The sequence below is a fragment of the Ilumatobacter fluminis genome (assembly GCF_004364865.1).
Classification (GTDB): Bacteria; Actinomycetota; Acidimicrobiia; order Acidimicrobiales; family Ilumatobacteraceae; genus Ilumatobacter; species Ilumatobacter fluminis.
In genome coordinates this window covers 1,816,022-1,831,962 of sequence record NZ_SOAU01000001.1, presented here as the reverse complement: position 1 = coordinate 1,831,962, position 15,941 = coordinate 1,816,022, and the positions used below count along the sequence as shown (strand labels likewise).

General features: G+C 69.2%; 16 protein-coding genes. 6 read left to right on the top strand and 10 right to left on the bottom strand.

Annotation, left to right across the window (positions count from 1 at the left end; all coding sequences use genetic code 11):
* Position 1 precedes the first annotated feature (1 nt).
* Both BDK89_RS08250 and BDK89_RS08245 read left to right on the top strand, forming a co-directional pair.
* Entirely contained in the window at positions 2 to 463 is a 462-nt protein-coding gene (locus tag BDK89_RS08250; protein ID WP_208294006.1) for a nuclear transport factor 2-like protein, read from the top strand.
* A gap of 138 nt (positions 464 to 601) precedes the next feature.
* The gene (locus BDK89_RS08245) at positions 602 to 901 is read left to right on the top strand and encodes an isoamylase early set domain-containing protein (RefSeq protein ID WP_133868491.1); all 300 of its coding nucleotides are present in this window, start codon (positions 602 to 604) and stop codon (positions 899 to 901) included.
* A 10-nt stretch (positions 902 to 911) separates the two neighbouring features.
* Here BDK89_RS08245 and BDK89_RS08240 read toward each other — a convergent pair whose 3' ends face one another.
* Entirely contained in the window at positions 912 to 2,051 is a 1,140-nt protein-coding gene (locus BDK89_RS08240; protein WP_133868490.1) for an acyl-CoA dehydrogenase family protein, read from the bottom strand.
* Between the two features lie 139 nt (positions 2,052 to 2,190).
* On the opposite strand from BDK89_RS08240, the gene BDK89_RS08235 reads away from it, so the two are divergent.
* On the top strand, positions 2,191 to 2,817 hold the full coding sequence (locus BDK89_RS08235; protein WP_133868489.1) for a hypothetical protein: 627 nt from the start codon (positions 2,191 to 2,193) through the stop codon (positions 2,815 to 2,817).
* A 19-nt stretch (positions 2,818 to 2,836) separates the two neighbouring features.
* Here the strand turns inward: BDK89_RS08235 and BDK89_RS08230 are convergent, their stop codons facing one another.
* The 4 genes from BDK89_RS08230 to BDK89_RS08215 form a co-directional block, all read right to left on the bottom strand.
* The gene (locus BDK89_RS08230) at positions 2,837 to 3,901 is read right to left on the bottom strand and encodes a hypothetical protein (RefSeq protein ID WP_133868488.1); all 1,065 of its coding nucleotides are present in this window, start codon (positions 3,899 to 3,901) and stop codon (positions 2,837 to 2,839) included.
* Positions 3,898 to 4,380, bottom strand: a complete 483-nt coding sequence (locus tag BDK89_RS08225) for an RNA polymerase sigma factor (RefSeq protein ID WP_166657461.1) — start codon at positions 4,378 to 4,380, stop codon at positions 3,898 to 3,900. Before BDK89_RS08225 ends, BDK89_RS08230 begins: the two co-directional genes overlap by 4 nt.
* A 91-nt stretch (positions 4,381 to 4,471) precedes the next feature.
* Positions 4,472 to 6,448 carry an ATP-binding protein gene (locus tag BDK89_RS08220; protein WP_133868486.1) on the bottom strand — a complete coding sequence of 659 codons (1,977 nt, stop codon included), beginning with the start codon at positions 6,446 to 6,448 and terminating at the stop codon, positions 4,472 to 4,474.
* Positions 6,448 to 8,043 (bottom strand): carboxyl transferase domain-containing protein, encoded by a 1,596-nt coding sequence (locus BDK89_RS08215; RefSeq protein ID WP_133868485.1) that lies wholly within the window; start codon positions 8,041 to 8,043, stop codon positions 6,448 to 6,450. Before BDK89_RS08215 ends, BDK89_RS08220 begins: the two co-directional genes overlap by 1 nt.
* A gap of 81 nt (positions 8,044 to 8,124) precedes the next feature.
* On the opposite strand from BDK89_RS08215, the gene BDK89_RS08210 reads away from it, so the two are divergent.
* On the top strand, positions 8,125 to 8,712 hold the full coding sequence (locus BDK89_RS08210) for a TetR/AcrR family transcriptional regulator (protein WP_133868484.1): 588 nt from the start codon (positions 8,125 to 8,127) through the stop codon (positions 8,710 to 8,712).
* A 214-nt stretch (positions 8,713 to 8,926) separates the two neighbouring features.
* Here BDK89_RS08210 and BDK89_RS08205 read toward each other — a convergent pair whose 3' ends face one another.
* The 4 genes from BDK89_RS08205 to BDK89_RS08190 all read right to left on the bottom strand — a co-directional run bounded on the left by BDK89_RS08205 (position 8,927) and on the right by BDK89_RS08190 (position 12,389).
* Complete coding sequence (locus BDK89_RS08205) at positions 8,927 to 10,138, bottom strand: amidohydrolase family protein (protein ID WP_133868483.1); 1,212 nt, start codon at positions 10,136 to 10,138, stop codon at positions 8,927 to 8,929.
* 62 nt (positions 10,139 to 10,200) lie between these two features.
* Positions 10,201 to 10,818 (bottom strand): DNA-3-methyladenine glycosylase I, encoded by a 618-nt coding sequence (locus BDK89_RS08200; RefSeq protein ID WP_166657460.1) that lies wholly within the window; start codon positions 10,816 to 10,818, stop codon positions 10,201 to 10,203.
* Between the two features lie 132 nt (positions 10,819 to 10,950).
* Entirely contained in the window at positions 10,951 to 11,340 is a 390-nt protein-coding gene (locus BDK89_RS08195; RefSeq protein ID WP_133868481.1) for a DUF302 domain-containing protein, read from the bottom strand.
* A 107-nt stretch (positions 11,341 to 11,447) separates the two neighbouring features.
* Positions 11,448 to 12,389, bottom strand: coding sequence for a ketopantoate reductase family protein (locus BDK89_RS08190; protein ID WP_133868480.1), 942 nt, complete (start codon positions 12,387 to 12,389; stop codon positions 11,448 to 11,450).
* A 77-nt stretch (positions 12,390 to 12,466) separates the two neighbouring features.
* On the opposite strand from BDK89_RS08190, the gene BDK89_RS08185 reads away from it, so the two are divergent.
* Both BDK89_RS08185 and BDK89_RS08180 read left to right on the top strand, forming a co-directional pair.
* A complete protein-coding gene (locus BDK89_RS08185; RefSeq protein ID WP_133868479.1) occupies positions 12,467 to 12,979 on the top strand; it encodes a hypothetical protein in 513 nt (170 codons plus the stop codon).
* A complete protein-coding gene (locus BDK89_RS08180; RefSeq protein WP_133868478.1) occupies positions 12,976 to 14,454 on the top strand; it encodes an MFS transporter in 1,479 nt (492 codons plus the stop codon). Before BDK89_RS08185 ends, BDK89_RS08180 begins: the two co-directional genes overlap by 4 nt.
* A 17-nt stretch (positions 14,455 to 14,471) precedes the next feature.
* Here BDK89_RS08180 and BDK89_RS08175 read toward each other — a convergent pair whose 3' ends face one another.
* Positions 14,472 to 15,869 carry an acyl-CoA synthetase gene (locus BDK89_RS08175; protein WP_133868477.1) on the bottom strand — a complete coding sequence of 466 codons (1,398 nt, stop codon included), beginning with the start codon at positions 15,867 to 15,869 and terminating at the stop codon, positions 14,472 to 14,474.
* Positions 15,870 to 15,941 lie beyond the last annotated feature (72 nt).

Below are 15,941 nucleotides of genomic sequence, written 5' to 3'. Positions count from 1 at the left end.
CATGAGCGATCGCGATCCCATCTTCGACTGCCTCGACCGCTGGTTCGAACACCTGAACGGCGACCTCGAGGGCGGACTCGATTCGATCCTCCACCCCGACGTCGTGTTCCTGTCACCGATCGTCTACACGCCCCAGGAGGGGCGTGAGATCACCAAGATGTACCTGCGCGCTGCGGGGAGCACGCTCGCGGACGTCGACGCCGAGACCGACACCGGCAGCACGCCGTCGGCCATGGACGACGACAACAAGTTCAGCTACGTCAAGGTGATCCGCGAGGGGCACCACGCGATGCTCGAGTTCGAGACGACCGTCGATGGCAAGTACGCCAACGGCGTCGACATCATCACCTGCAACGACGACGGCCAGATCGTCGAGTTCAAGGTGATGATGCGGCCGCTCCAGGCGATCAACGCCGTGCACGCCGAGATGAAGGCGACCCTCGAGAAGCTTGCCGGCGGCTGAGCCGTCGCCCACGCCGACACGGCTGTCCGCCGAGTCCGTGTCCGGCAGGTGAACAGTCGGTTCGTGTCCCGGATCACGCTCGTTCTCGGGCGTAGCGTCACGCGTGTCCATGTCCGCACGACGACGTCGAGGCTCACGATGATCAAGCGCAGCAACGGTTCGACCACCAGCGGTCGGCCCACCAAGATCACCTTCGCCCTCCCCACCTCCGACTGTGATCAGCCGGTGTCGGTGGTCGGCGAGTTCAACGGGTGGGATCCACTCGCCCACCCCCTCAAGAAGCGCAGCAACGGCACCCGGTCGGTGTCGGTCGAGCTCGAACCCGGCCGCAGCTACCGGTTCAAGTATCTGGCCGACGACGGCTCGTGGCTCGTCGACCCCGACGCCGATCTCGTCGGCAACGACTACGCCGGCGTCGACTCGATCGTCGCCGCCTGACCCGAGCCGGTCAGCCGACCGGCAAGCCGAGCGAGCGGGCGATCACGAGTCGTTGGATCTCGCTCGTCCCCTCACCGATCTCGAGGATCTTGGCGTCGCGGTAGAAGCGCGCCATCGGCGTCTCCTCCATGAAGCCCATGCCACCGAGCACCTGGGTGCCGAGACGGACGGCGTCCATCGCCGCCTCCGTCGAGTAGAGCTTCGCCATGGCCGCGATCTGCCCGATCGGACGACCCTGGTCCTTGATCCACGCAGCCTTGTACGTGAGGTTGCGAGCGTTCTCGACCTGGACGGCGAGGTCGGACAGCTGGAACGCGAGCCCCTGGTTCGCGCCGATCGGCTTGCCGAACGCGATCCGGTCCTTGGCGTACTCGATCGACATCTCGAGTGCCGCCTGCGCACACCCGACGGCGAGCGCCGAGATGGCGATCCTGCCGTCGTCGAGGATGGTGAGGAAGTTGCGGAACCCCTCCCCCGGCTTGCCGAGCAGGTGGTGCTCGGGGACCCGACAGTCGTCGAGCGTGATGCCGTGGGTGTCGGAGGCGTGCCAACCGAGCTTGTGGTACGGCGGCTCGATGATCATGCCCGGGGTGCCGGCCGGCACGACGAAGGCCGAGATGCCGTCCTCGGTGCGGGCGGTGACGGTGGTGAGCGACGTGATGTCGGTGCCGCAGTTGGTGATGAACGCCTTCGAGCCGTTGATCACCCAGTCGCCGTCGACGAGTTCGGCGCGGGTCTTCGTGGCCCCGGCGTCGGATCCGCCATCGGGTTCGGTCAGGCCGAAGCCGCCGAGCGCCCGACCGGCGACGAGATCGGGCAGCCAGCGTTCCTTCTGGTCGGCGGTCCCGAACTGGAAGATCGGATTGGCACCGAGACCGACACCGGCCGACAGGGTGATGCCCATCGACTGGTCGACACGACCGAGCTCCTCGATCGCGACGCACAGCGAGGTGAAGTCGCCGCCGGCACCGCCGTACTCCTCGGGGAACACGATCCCGAACAGCCCGAGCTCGCCCATCTGCCGGACCACGTCGACGGGGAAGTGATGGTCGACGTCCCACTGGGCGGCGTGCGGCGCGATCTCGCCTTCGGCGAACTCGCGGACGGTCGAACGGAGCATCTCGTGCTCCTCGGTCAGCTCCCATGCCATAGCCGCAACCTTAACGCAGCCTAAGTTCTCGGGCGAGACCCAGATGGGGTCAGGCACCTTCTGGCCGACGACCTGGCGGCTCCATCGACCTGAGAGGCCAGAAGGTGCCTGACCCCATCTGGAGGTAAGGTCCGCGAACGTGCATCGGCTGTTGCGGGCGTTCCTCGATGCGACCGAGGGTCGCTTCCCGCCGGTCGACGGTGGGGTGACCCATGTCGATCCACCCGGGCGCGTTCACGGCGTCGTCGCGTTCACCGGGCACACGTACGTGATGGCGCCAGCGCCGATCTGGCCCTCCGACGACATCGACGTGCCGCCGCCCGACGGGTACGGCGGGTCGCACGACCCCCGCTACGTGTCGTGGCTCGCGCGGGATGCCGCCGAGATCGGTGTCCTCGACGCCGTGCTGTTCGCACGCGGGACGGGCGCCGGTTCGGCGAGTCTGGGGCGCACCGATCGGCACGACGACCACCACCGTGTCGATCACGCCCGGTCGATCCGCGACGACGTGCGCGTCTACGGCGACGAGCGCGGCTTCGTCACCTTGTCGACCGGCCTCGTCGGCCGAACCGAGTTCGGCGTCGAGGCCGATCCGGCGGGTCACGATCTCGGCTGGGGCCGCTCCCTCGTTGCCGACGCGCTCGGCCTGATCCCCGACGGCGAGCCGGTGTTCGCCGCCGTGTCCCCCGGCAACGCCCGGTCGATGCGAGCCTTCCTCGCCGTCGGCTTCACCCCCATCGGCAGCGAACAACTCTGGGTCGTCTGAGCCCAGGATGCGGCCGGCGTCACGGCTCGGGGGTGATGGTGGCCAGCCGCCGCCCTGCCTCGTCGTACGAGGTCACCTCGATGGGCACGGCCGACACGGGAGCGACGACATCGACGACCCAGAACCGTCGATCGAACCGGCCGCTCAGGTCGGTCGCCGCTGCCTCGGCGACGGTTCCATCGTCGAACTCGACGCCCACCGTCGCAGCCGCCGCAGACACGGTTCCCGACAGCACGGTCGTGCTCATGGGTGAACCGTCGGCGACGACGCTGTTCACCTGCTCCAACGTGATGCCCTGGACATCTGTGTCGATCGGGGCGCAACACATCGGAGAACCATCGAGCGCTGTCGACCAGTAGTCGCCGGATTGCTGCGCGCTCAGGTGAGCTCCGGACGAACTCCGAGCGACAAGAACGAGATCGTCACCCAGCGGAGCCTCCGGCAGTTTCGACGATGTCACGACGAGCAGCTCGGCGAGGAGTCGACGAGCGTCCACGCCGAACGCACCGGAATCCCTCACGACGATGGCCTGATCGCCGAGTCGGCGGACTGCGGTCCAGCCACCGGTGATCGGATCATCGACGCTCCAGGTGCGCCCGCCGACCACGATGGTCTCGCCGCTGGCGGCAGCACCTGCGCTGACGGTAACCGACAGGCGTTCGAAGGTACCGCTGACCCGCTCGTTGCCGTACCGGACCGTCCGGTCGGTGCGCGTCGACGTCGAGTCGTCCCACGAGGCGTACATGTACGCCAGTCCGTCCGGAATGTCACCGAGGAGCACCCACTCGTCGTCCTCGAGCGTCTCGACTGCGCTGAGCATCCTCGTCATCAGGACGGCGTCGACGAAGGTCGGGGCGTCATCGTCGCCCCGAGTTGCGATCGCAGCAACGCCGGCGACGACGATGATCGCGACCGCGGCAACGAGTAGCGCCGACCACCGACGCCCGGTGCTCGCGACCGACCGCTCGCTCGTCGGTGCCGCGGACAGTGCGAGGACTTCGTCCAGGCGCTCGGGACGCCCGTCGACCTCGTCGGCGAGACACGAGTAGTACTGCCGCAGCCTCTCATCCAGGTCGAGGGTCATCGGCCGAGCTCCTTCCTCAGTCGGTCGAGCGCCCGCTGGGCGCGAGTTCGAACCGTCGATCGACTCACTCCGACTACAGCCGCTATCTCGACATCATCCAGATCCTCGAGATATCGGAGCGCGAGCACGACTCGGTCGTCGCGGCTCAGTCGGCGAAGCGCCGAGTCGAGGTCGTGATCGAGGGAGCGAACGGGCGCCTCCACGATTGCCGGGCGTTCCGTCGGCGCGTTCCGCGCCGTTCTGAGCCGCCGATGGTGGGAATGGCAAGCGTTCACGATCGCCGTCCGCAAGTAGGCGGCATGCTGCTCGACGTCAGCCCAGTTGCGATGGAGTGCGATGAACGCTTCCTGGACGACGTCATCGGCGACTTCGGCGTCGCGCGTCAGGACGTACGCCAGCCGGACCATCGCGTTGCGGCGGGTGCGATACAGCTCGGCCACGCCTGCGTCACACTCCGTCGCGTCGGCCCCGACGGTCACGTCACCCATTTCGCTCCACACCCTCTCTGACGTCCGAGCCTCTCGAACTGTCTCACCCGGTTCCGGCGCAGTCGATCGTCCCGGCGACGCTTCAGTCGGCGGGGGTGATCGTGACCACGGGTTGGTCGAGGGCGACTTGGCTGCCCGCGGCGACGTGGACGGTCTCGACGTCGCCGTCGACGGGGGCGGTGAGGGCGTGTTCCATCTTCATCGCCTCGACGATGGCCACCGTCTGACCTGCCGCGACCGTCGCCCCCTGCTCGACCGGCACGGCGATGACCGTGCCGGGCATCGGACTGCGGACCACGCCGTCGCCCGGGCCACCGGCCGCGCCGTCGTCGTTGCCCCGGTGCACGACCTCGTCGAAGATCCAGGTGTCGCCGCCGACGGTGACGAACCAGGTGTCGCCGCGTCGGTCGACCGTCACGGCGGAGCGCACGCCGTCGACGACAATGGCGCTCGGACCGTCGAGTGACCCGGCGCACTCGACCTCGCGCTCCCCCGTCACGTCGCCGGCCAGTCGCCAGCGGCCGTCGCCGACCGGCGAGACGATGACCTCGATCCGATCGGCACCCGGCTGGTCGAACTCGCGTCGCACCGACCGCTCGACGCCGTGGCGCCAACCGACGAGCGCGGTCCAGGGGTCGGCCGACGATGCTCGCTCGAGGAGCGGTGCGATCGCCGCCGCAGCCGCGGCAGCCGCTGCGTCGGGACCGCTGCGCTCGGCGACGTCGTCGAGGTGGCGTTCGACGAGCCCGGTGTCGAGTCGTCCGGCCCGGACGTCGTCGAGCGACAGCAACCGACGCAGGAACCCGACGTTGGTGGTGACGCCGGCGAGCACCGTGTCGGCGAGCGCGCGATCGAGCGTCTGCAACGCCTCGGCTCGGTCGGCACCCCAGGCGATCACCTTGGCGAGCATCGGGTCGAAGTTGCTGCCGACGACGGTGCCGGCGGCAACGCCGGAGTCGACGCGCACGCCGTCGAGATCGGGCTCCCGGTAGCCGACGATCTCACCACCCGTCGGCAGGAAGCCACGCGCCGGATCTTCGGCGTACACGCGCACCTCGACGGCGTGGCCGTCGAACGTCAGCTCGTCCTGCGCCTTCGGGATCGGCTCGCCGGCGGCGATGCGTACCTGCCACTCGACCAGATCGACGCCGAAGATCGCCTCGGTCACCGGATGCTCGACCTGGAGGCGGGTGTTCATCTCCATGAAGAAGAACTCGTCGGGGCGGTCGGACGACACGATGAACTCGACGGTGCCGGCGCCGACGTACCCGCACGCACGAGCCGCATCGACCGCCTGCTGCCCCATCGCTGCCCGCGTCTGCGGCGTCAGCAGCGGCGAGGGTGCCTCTTCGACGATCTTCTGATGGCGCCGCTGCAGCGAGCACTCGCGCTCGGCGAGGTGCACGACGTTGCCGTGGGTGTCGGCGACGACCTGGATCTCGATGTGGCGAGGGTTCGTCACGAACCGTTCGACGAGCAGGGTGTCGTCGCCGAAGCTGTTCGTCGCCTCACGTCGGGCGGACGCGATCGCGTCGGCCAGGCCGCCCTCGTCGTCGACCAAGCGCATGCCCTTGCCGCCACCGCCGGCCGACGGCTTGAGCAGCACGGGGAAGCCGACCTCGCGGGCCGCATCGGCCAACGCTGCGTCGTCGAGGCCGGCGCCGCTCGACCCCGGCACGGTCGACACGCCGGCGGCGGCGACGGTCGCCTTGGCGGCGATCTTGTCGCCCATCGCCTCGATCGCCCCGGCCGGCGGCCCGATGAAGGTGACACCGGCGTCCGCGCACGCTCGCGCCAGGGCCGGGTTCTCCGACAGGAAGCCGTAGCCGGGGTGGATCGCCTGGGCACCGGCCGCGCGGGCGGCGGCGATCACGTCGTCGACCGACAGGTACGACCCGATGCGGACCGATCGGTCTGCCGCCCGGCGGTGAACACCGGCCTCGTCGGCATCGGTGTACACGGCGACCGACGCGATACCGAGCTCGCGAAGCGTGCGCGCCACTCGGACGGCGATCTCGCCCCGGTTGGCGATCAGCACGGTGTCGAACGTCATCGTCATCACATCCGGAAGACGCCCCAGGCGACGTCGTCGAGCGGGGCACCACCGACGGTCGACAGGGCGAGGCCGAGCACGTCGCGGGTCTGGTCGGGTTCGATGATGCCGTCGTCCCAAAGGCGGGCGGTCGAGTAGTAGGGGTGCCCCTGGTGTTCGTACTGCTCGCGGATCGGAGCCTTGAACGCCTCCTCCGCCTCGGGCGACTCGAAGTCGCCGCGGAGGGTCGCCAGCACCGACGCCGCCTGCTCGCCGCCCATCACCGAGATGCGCGAGTTCGGCCACATCCAGAGGAACCGAGGTGAATAGGCCCGGCCGCACATCGAGTAGTTGCCGGCGCCGAACGAGCCGCCGATGACGACGGTCAGTTTCGGGACCCGGCACGTGGCGACCGCGGTGACCATCTTGGCGCCGTGCTTCGCGATGCCGGCATTCTCGTAGTCGCGTCCGACCATGAAGCCGGAGATGTTCTGGAGGAAGACGAGCGGGATGCCGCGCCGGTCGCACAGCTCGATGAAGTGGGCGCCCTTCTGGGCGGACTCACCGAACAGGATCCCGTTGTTGGCGACGATGCCGACCGGGTGCCCCCAGATGTGCGCAAACCCGGTGACGAGCGTGCTGCCGTAGTTCTCCTTGAACTCGCTGAAGCGCGAACCGTCGACGACGCGGGCGATCACCTCACGCACGTCGTACGGGTGGCGGCTGTCGGTGGAGACGACACCGGTGAGCTGCGTCGGGTCGACCGCCGGCGGTTCGGGTGCGAGCATCTCCCACGGCGGAGCGGCGGACGGCGGCAGTGTGGCCACGATGTCGCGAACGATCTGGAGGGCGTGGCGGTCGTCCTCGGCGAGGTGATCGACGACGCCCGACACGTGGCTGTGCACGTAACCGCCGCCCAGATCTTCGGCCGATACCTCCTCACCGGTCGCCGCTTTCACGAGCGGCGGCCCTCCGAGGAAGATCGTGCCCTGGTCGCGCACGATGATCGCCTCGTCCGACATCGCCGGCACGTACGCGCCGCCGGCCGTGCACGAGCCGAGCACGGCGGCGATCTGGGCGATGCCCTTCGACGACATCTGCGCCTGGTTGTAGAAGATCCGCCCGAAGTGCTCGCGGTCGGGGAACACCGAATCCTGCTCGGGGAGGAAGGCGCCGCCGGAATCGACGAGGTAGATGCACGGCAGGTGGTTCTGGAGGGCGACCTCCTGTGCCCGCAGGTGCTTCTTGACCGTCACCGGGTAGTAGGTACCGCCCTTGACCGTGGCGTCGTTGGCGACGATCACACACCGACGGCCCGACACCTGACCGACGCCGGTGATGATGCCGGCCGCAGGTGCGTCACCGCCGTACATGTCGTGCGCCGCCAGCCCCGACAGCTCGAGGAACGGGGTGCCGGGGTCGAGCACGCCGTCGACCCGGTCGCGAGGGAGCAACTTGCCCCGCTCGACGTGCCGGGTGCGTGACCGCTCCGAGCCGCCGAGTCGGGCGGTCGCCGAGACCGATCGCAGGTCGTCGATCAATGCGTCGAAGCGTGATCGGTTCGCGGCGAACGTGTCGGCGTTCGGGTCGCAGGTCGTCGTCAACACCGGCCAGTCGGGCACGAGGGGACCTTAACGCCGACTAAGCACCGTGTCGAGATCGAACGGCTTCCGCCACCTGAGCGGAGGTTAAGGTCGGATGCGATGACGGCGACCGGCCCCGCCCCGACCGGACGCGGCGCGAGCACCCGACGCCGCGAGTTGATCGCGATCGCCGCCGACCTGTTCGCCGAGCACGGCTTCGCGAACGTCACGGTCGACGACATCGGCCGAGCGGCCGGGGTGAGCGGTCCGGCGTTGTACCACCACTTCGACGGAAAAGAAGCCCTGCTCGGCGAGATGCTCGTCGACATCAGCGAGTACCTCCTCGAGGGTGGCCGAGCCGTCGCTTCGGAGGGCACAGACGTCGTCGAGCGACTGATCCGGTTCCACGCCGAGTTCGCCGTCGACCAGCCCTCGCTGATCACGGTCCACTTCCGCGATCTCGTCCACGCCCGGCCCGACGACGAGGCGCGCGTGCGCTCGATCCAGCACGACTACGTCGAGGTCTGGCGCACGGCGCTGCACGAACGCGACCCGTCGCTCGACCCGGCCACGACGCTCGCTGCGGTTCATGCTGCGTTCGGACTGATCAACTCGACACCGCACAGCGGCCGGCTCCCCCGCGAGGCGATGCTCGACCTGCTGTCCGAGATGGCGACGGCGGCGCTGTTCGCCACGACACGCCACTGATCGAGCACGCAGAGCACCCAACCAGAAGAATTCTTCACGCAACGTCGCAATTGCGTTGCTCCGACCACCCGCCACCGGACAGAATCGGCACACCGGTCGGCAGACCGATCTGCGACACGGACGGGCACGGTGCCCTTCCGACCTGGGACAGCAACGGTCGACTGCCGCCAGCGGTGTCACCCCTCCTCACCGAGGGGTGGCGGCGCGCCCCGGGTCAGCCGACCGGTTCGGGAACCCGCCCGCCCATCAGATCGACGAAGTTGTCGTGATAGAAGGCGTGGCGATCGGCCTCGGAGCACCCCTCCATCGACCGCTCGAAGCGCTCGATCGGACGGCGCCCACCCTCGACGTGCGGATAGTCGCTCGAGAACAGCACGGTCTCGACGCCCGCCTGATCGATGATCCAACCGACATCCTCGGTCGGGTACGGCGTGAACTTCATCTGACGGCGGACGTACTCGCTCGGGCGCATCGACAGCGTCTGCAGCCGTTCCTCGTGGCGGGCGAACGCCTCGAACGCCGATTCCATCTGCCGCATCCACGACGGCACCCAGATCGCACCCTGTTCGATCACCCCGATCTGCAACGTCGGGAACCGTTCGAACACCCCGTCGAAGAGCATCGTCGCGAGCGTTTGGGCCGGCGGGCCGGGGATGGCCATGTAGTCGACGGAGCGGAAGTTCTCCTCGCCGCCGTGGAAGTCGGGCGGTACCGGCAGTCCGTTGTCGAAGTAGTGCGGGTCGAGCAACTGCCCGGTACCGCCGACGTGGAACACGATCGGCACGCCCGCCTCCTGTGCCGCAGCCCAGACCCGGTCGAGCCCGACGTGGCTCGGCGAGTGGCTCGGCGGGCATCCCGATGCGACCAGCAGGGCGCCGGCGCCCATCTCGATCGCCTCGGCGGCGAGTTCGGCGGCCTCGTCGATGTAGGCGAGCGGCACGTACATCGTCGAGAGCAGACGCTGATCGACCGAGCAGAACTCGGCCATCGCGCGGTTGTGGGCCCGGGCGGCACCGATCGCCAGGTCTCGGTCGCCCGAGTGCTCCCACTCGAACAGGCGCGAGTTGTGGAAGGTGTTGAACACCAGCTGGCTCGCGAAGCCGAGCAGGTCGAGCGCGCGTGGCCGATCGTCGGCCAGGAACGAGCCGGTCGCCGCGAAGTTCTTGCGCAGCATGATCTCGTCGGCCTCGACCGCTCGGTACTCGTCGGATCGGTGCGTGTCGGCGAGGCGATCGAACGCAGCGGTCAGGTCGTCACGCCGCTCGAGCAGGTCGTCGGACTGCTGGAGTTCGTTGCCGCCCGGATAGCTGAGGATCTCGATCCGATCCCGGATCGCCGGGTCGGCGTGGTCGTACAACCACGTCGGCGTTTCCATGATGTGGGCGTCGGCGTCGTGGACGACGAGCCCGGTCGAGTTGTAGGCCATGGACGATTCTCGCGCCACCGGACCGTGCTCATCGTGTCGTGCTCTCGCGCCCGACGCCGGACTCAGGGCACGGTGACGCCGACGCCGGCGGCCACCGCGCGGCGGGACCGTTCGGCCGACTCCCAACAGTCGCAGCCGGCCATGTGGTCGTTGACGACACCCATCGCCTGCATGAAGGCGTACATCGTGGTCGGCCCGACGAACGACCAGCCTCGCTTCTTCAGCTGCTTCGACAGCATCGTCGACGTGTCGGTGGTCGCCGGCACCTCGGTGACCGGCTCGTCGAGGAAGGTGGCGTGGGGCCAGAAGAAGGCGGCGAGCGAGCCGTGTTCGTCGATCAGCTCGAGGGCGCGCTGCGCGTTGTTGATCGTCGACCGGATCTTGCCCTGATGACGCACGATGCCGGCGTCGGCGAGCAGCCGCTCGACGTCGCCCTCACCGAACGCGGCGACCTGCTCGATGTCGAATCCGGCGAATCCGGCACGGAAGTTGTCGCGCTTGCGGAGGATCGTCAGCCACGAGAGCCCCGACTGGAATCCCTCGAGGCAGATCTTCTCGAAGAGTCGGGTGTCGTCGGCCACGCCGACCCCCCATTCGTGGTCGTGGTAGTCGAGATAGTCGGCGGGCTCTGCGCCCCAGCTGCAGCGTGCGACGCCGTCGTCGCCCGTGATGACGTTCATGACGGCCAGTCAATCACGGGCGCGAACGGGGCCGGGTCCGATGCGGTCCACCGTCCGCGTCGGCACCCGACCCCTGCCTCCCCCATGCGACGCGAAGCGATTGCGATCGTCGGAGGTGTTCGGTGGTTCCCGTCAGGCTGCGATCCGTTGCAGCGCCTCGTTGATCAGCTCGCGAGCGGCGGCGGCGACGGGCTCGACCGACGCCTCGCCCGTCATCGTCGCCATCAGACCCGGGTCCATCGAGTCGACGGCGACCTGACCGTCGACCTCGCGCACGATGACGTTGCACGGCAGGAGCACTCCGATGAGCGGCTCGGCGTCGAGCGCGGCGGCCGCCAGGTCGGGGTTGCAGGCGCCGACGATGACGTATCGGTTCATCTCCTTGCCGATCTTGTCGTGCAGCGTCTGCTGCAGATCGACCTCGGTCAGGGTGCCGAATCCGACCGCTGCGAACTCGGTCTTGACCTTCGCCAGCACCTCGTCGAACGGTCCGTCGACGACGATCGATTCTTCGAACACCATGGCAGCACCTCCTCCATCGGCGGTTGTTCTCCCGATTGTTCGCGCAAACCCCGGCGGGCCACCAGGGCAGTTGGTCCCTCGTCGGATCTCGTCGCCAGGTCGTGTCGTCAGGTCGTGTCGTCGGCGAGCGTCAGGTGCCGCTCGAGTCCGCGGACGGCGGCCCACAACGTGTCGTTGATCGGCGTCGGCACACCGGTCTCGCGCCCACCGCGGCAAACCGCACCGTGCATGACATCCACCTCCGTGCGGCTGCCCTTCATCACGCTCTGGAGCATGGATGCCTGGAACCCGTACGGCAGACCGTCCCACGCACGTCGCCACGGTTCGGCCGGATCGGTGGTCGACACCGCGACGTCGAGCGCTCGGGCGACGGCCATCGCCTCGGCCACCGTGGCGATCGCCATCGGCTCGACGTCGGGGTGCACCGACAGCTCGCCGTACGGGAGCCGAGTCAGGGCGCTCCACGCCCCGGTTGCGACATTGACGAACAACTTCTCCCACATCATCGATCGGATGTCGTCCGACACGTCGGTCTGCATGCCGGCGTCGCCGAACATGTCGGCGATGTGCTCGATCCGCTCCGACCGGCGACCGTCGAGTTCGCCGATCGTCGTCCGCCGCCCGGCGATGCCGTACTCGACGAGACCCGGCTCGACGATTCGGCCACCGACGAAGGTCCGGCCGGCGACGACGGGCTCGGCACCGACGACGTCTGCGATGAGCTCCTCGCAGCCGACACCGTTCTGGAGGGTGAGGACCGTCGTGCGTTCGCCGATCACCGGTCGTGCGGCACGGATCGCGGCCTCGGTGTCGAACGACTTGACCAGCACGATCGCCAGATCGGCGAGGTCGTGGCCCGCGTACCCGGTGTCGACATCGACGGCCACCGTCCGCACCGTGTCACCGTCGTCGAGCCGCAAGCCCTCGGCACGGATGGCCGCGACGTGCGCTTCGTTCCGGGTCACCAGGAGGACACGGTGGCCGGCGAGCGAAAGGGTCCCACCGATGGCCGACCCCAACGATCCGGCACCGATGACGACGACGTTCACCCGGTCGACGGTACCGCGCCCGAGCGCGGTCGACGAACGCCGTGCGACGGTGCCGGCGACGTGAAACACTGCTGCTCATGACACGCGCAGTCGCCCGGTCGGTGGCGCTCCTCGCCCTCGTCGCGTGCGCCGCCTGCGAATCGAGCGATCCGAACGACGACGTGCCGTCGGCCGCATCGGTGTACGTCGCGGTCATCCGGCATCTCGACATCGCTCCGCCGGGCGCCGATGAGGAGCGGCCGATCGTTTATGTCGCCGACATGAACAGCGACCCCCTCGACCTCGAGACCCAGGTGGAGGTGATCGGCGAACTCGAAGCCGATGTCGACGTCCGGTTCGTCGACGACATCGAGGCGGCGGTCGACACCGACGACGGTGCCATGGCCGGCCCGGACGACGGTTGGCTCGTGGCCGTCGGTACGCCGGTCGTCGACGCTCAGGCCGACCTGATCACACTCCGGGTCGAGGCGAGCGAACCCGACGACGAACCGATCGCCTGGCAGGTGCGACTCGACGTGCACGACGACGTCACCGTCGTCGAGTCCGAAGAGCTCGACGCCGAACTCCTGGTCCCGCCGGTCTCGCCGTGACGACCCCGGAGTCGACGGCGACGGCGGAGGGCGGCGACGGCCCCGACGCCGCCGCACCGACGCCGACGCGGGCGTCCCCGTTCCGGCGCGTCGACCGGTGGCTGTTCGGGACCGGGCACATCGCAGCGCTCACCCGGGTGCACAGCGTGCACAGCGCGGCCGAGTCGTGTTTCGTGGTGTCGCTGGCCGGCTCGATCTTCTTCTCGGTGTCGCCGGACGCAGCGCGGCCGCGGGTGTTGCTGTTCCTCACGTTGACCCTGGCGCCGTTCCTCCTGGTCGCCCCGTTCCTCGATCCGGTCGTCCGGCGTGTCCGAGGCGGGTTGTCGGCCACGATCATCGTCACCTTCGTCGTGCGCGCGGCGCTCGCGCTCGCGATCGCCCAACAGCTCCGGACTCTCGCCCTGTTCCCACTGGTGTTCGCCTCGCTCGTGACGTCGAAGGCCTACTCGATCGTCCGGAACGCGGCGGTTCCCGCCCTCGTCGACGATGCCGACCAGCTCGTCGACGCCAACGCACGGATCTCCCGCACGGCAACCATCACGGGGGCGTTGTCGGCGTCGGCCGCATTGGCCCTGTTCACGGTGGCCTCCGCCGAGGCGACACTCGTCCTCGCTGCCGTGGTGCACGTCGCCGGTGCCCTGCTCACCGTCCGGGTCGGCCGGATCAACGCCCCGTCGCGCGCTGCCGAACAGGTCGCGCTCGTCGAACTCGACCAGCCCGACGTCAGCGACGCGGTCGCCGACATGATGGCGTTGCGTGCCGCCGCCGGCTTTGCGCTCTTCCAGTTCGGCTTCTCGTTGCGATCGGCGGGCGAGCCGGCCTGGGTCCTCGGTGCGATCATCGCCGGCAACTCGGTCGGGGCCTTCGTCGGGACGTTCTTGGCCCCGGTCCTGCGTCGCCGTCGTCCCGAACGAACGATGTTCACCGTCGTGTTGATCGCCGCTGCGACCGCAGCGGCGATCGGCGGCCTCTTCTTCGGCCGCGCCACCCTGTTGGTGACGATCGTCGTGCTGGGTGCCTCGGTCAGCATCGGACGGCGAGCCCTCGACGCGACGATCCAGGCCCAGGCGCCCGATGCTCGAACCGCCGGCGCCTATGCGCGGATCGAAACCCGACTCGAACTCGCCTGGGTGCTCGCCGCCTGCCTCGCCGTCGCGATCCGTGTCGACAGCTGGGTCGGGGTGCTCGTGCTCGCCGGCTTCCTCGCCGGCGCAGCCGTCGTCCACATCGTGCGGACGAGTCGACCAGCGCACGCCGCCGCCGAACAGACGCCACTCGACCTGCGATTGCTGCATCGCGCCGAGGTCTTGGCGAACCACGGTTTCCACGACGAGGCGGTCGTGATCGCCCGGGCCGTGGCCGATGGCCGAACCGACGTCTCCGCCGACACCGACGTCGGCGGCGTCGACCCCGACGAGGCCGCACGCCATGCGATCGACGACGCGCGGGCGGCCGCCCGCGCACGCCGACGTTGATCGACGCCGAACCGGCGTCAACCCCGCAGGGCGTGCTTCTGGATCTTCCCCATCGCGTTTCGCGGCAACTCCTCGACGCGGCGGATCTCGCGTGGGCGTTTGTGGACCGACAGCGATCCGGCGACCAGATCGATGAGTTCGGTCGGGTCGACCGGCGCTCCGACCACGTACGCCACGATGCGTTCACCCAGGTCGTCGTCGGGCACGCCGACGACGGCGCACTCGTCGACGGCTGGATGAGCGAGCAGCGCCGTCTCGATCTCACCGGCGCCCACCTTGTAGCCACCGCTCTTGATGATGTCGATCGACGTCCGGCCGACGATGCGGTGGAACCCGCCGGGGTCGATCACCACGGCGTCGCCGGTGACGAACCAACCGTCGTCGGTCATGGCCTCGGCCGTCGCATCAGGGCGGTTCAGGTACTCGTCGAACAGGGTGGTGCCCCGCACCTGCAACCCGCCGATCGTCTCACCGTCGTGCGGAACGTCGGCGCCGTCGTCGGCGCGCAGCCTGGTTTCGACCCCGGCGATGGGCACGCCCACCCAACCGGGGCGGCGCTCGCCGTCGTGGCGTGTCGACAGGGTGATCATCGTCTCGGTCATCCCGTAGCGCTCGATCGGCTCGTGCCCGGTCAGGCTTCGGATGTCGTCGAAGACCGGCACGGACAGCGGCGCGCTGCCCGACACCAGCAGACGTGCACCCGACAGCGCCGCAGCGTCGTCGGGCGACGACACCACTCGGTGCCACACCGTCGGCACCCCGAAGTACATCGATCCGTCCGCCGCCGCATAGCGATCCGGGAACGGTCGGCCGGTGTGCGTCAGCCGACAGCCGACTCGCAGTGCCCCGAGCACGCCGAGCACCAATCCGTGCACGTGGAACAGCGGAAGCCCGTGCACGAGGTGGTCGTCGGGCGTCCAGCCCCACGCGTCGGCGAGACCGTCGAGGCCGGCGGCGACGGCTCGCCGAGGGATCACGACGCCCTTCGGGAGGCCGGTCGTGCCGGACGTGTACATGATCAGCGCCGTGGCGTCGTCGGTGATCGTCCCCGGCAGCGACGAGCCCGCCTGCGCCCCTCGGTCCGCTGTCGGACGCACACGCGGGAGGTCGACCTCCGGCCAGTCCGGGTCGCCGATCAGGAGGGTGGCTCCGGAGTCGCGGAGGATGTGCCCCCGTTCGACCGGACCGGCGTCGATCGGGACCGGCACGGCAGCGACGCCGGCCCGAATCGCGGCGACGACGGCGATCACCGTGTCGAGGGTCGGCGCTCCCGGGATGGCGACTGCGTCGGTCCCGATGAGCTCGCCTCCCAGCCGGTCGGCTCGCGTTCGCAGCTCGCTGAGATGCACGGTCGCGCCGTCGACCGTGATCGCCGGGTCAGCGTGCTCCTGATCGAGTGCGGTGAGCAGCGTCATGGCGCCATGGTGCCAGGCCGACGCCGGCGACTCGCGATCAGGTCCGACGCAGCGGAAGCTCCGAACAGAATC

Excerpts from the sequence above, each read along its gene's own strand:
- BDK89_RS08250 (WP_208294006.1), top strand. The coding sequence starts at position 2 with ATGAGCGATCGCGATCCCATCTTCGACTGCCTCGACCGCTGGTTCGAA.
- BDK89_RS08245 (WP_133868491.1), top strand. The coding sequence starts at position 602 with ATGATCAAGCGCAGCAACGGTTCGACCACCAGCGGTCGGCCCACCAAG.
- BDK89_RS08240 (WP_133868490.1), bottom strand. The coding sequence starts at position 2,051 with ATGGCATGGGAGCTGACCGAGGAGCACGAGATGCTCCGTTCGACCGTC.
- BDK89_RS08230 (WP_133868488.1), bottom strand. The coding sequence starts at position 3,901 with ATGACCCTCGACCTGGATGAGAGGCTGCGGCAGTACTACTCGTGTCTC.
- BDK89_RS08220 (WP_133868486.1), bottom strand. The coding sequence starts at position 6,448 with ATGACGATGACGTTCGACACCGTGCTGATCGCCAACCGGGGCGAGATC.
- BDK89_RS08210 (WP_133868484.1), top strand. The coding sequence starts at position 8,125 with ATGACGGCGACCGGCCCCGCCCCGACCGGACGCGGCGCGAGCACCCGA.
- BDK89_RS08205 (WP_133868483.1), bottom strand. The coding sequence starts at position 10,138 with ATGGCCTACAACTCGACCGGGCTCGTCGTCCACGACGCCGACGCCCAC.
- BDK89_RS08200 (WP_166657460.1), bottom strand. The coding sequence starts at position 10,818 with ATGAACGTCATCACGGGCGACGACGGCGTCGCACGCTGCAGCTGGGGC.
- BDK89_RS08195 (WP_133868481.1), bottom strand. The coding sequence starts at position 11,340 with ATGGTGTTCGAAGAATCGATCGTCGTCGACGGACCGTTCGACGAGGTG.
- BDK89_RS08185 (WP_133868479.1), top strand. The coding sequence starts at position 12,467 with ATGACACGCGCAGTCGCCCGGTCGGTGGCGCTCCTCGCCCTCGTCGCG.
- BDK89_RS08175 (WP_133868477.1), bottom strand. The coding sequence starts at position 15,869 with ATGACGCTGCTCACCGCACTCGATCAGGAGCACGCTGACCCGGCGATC.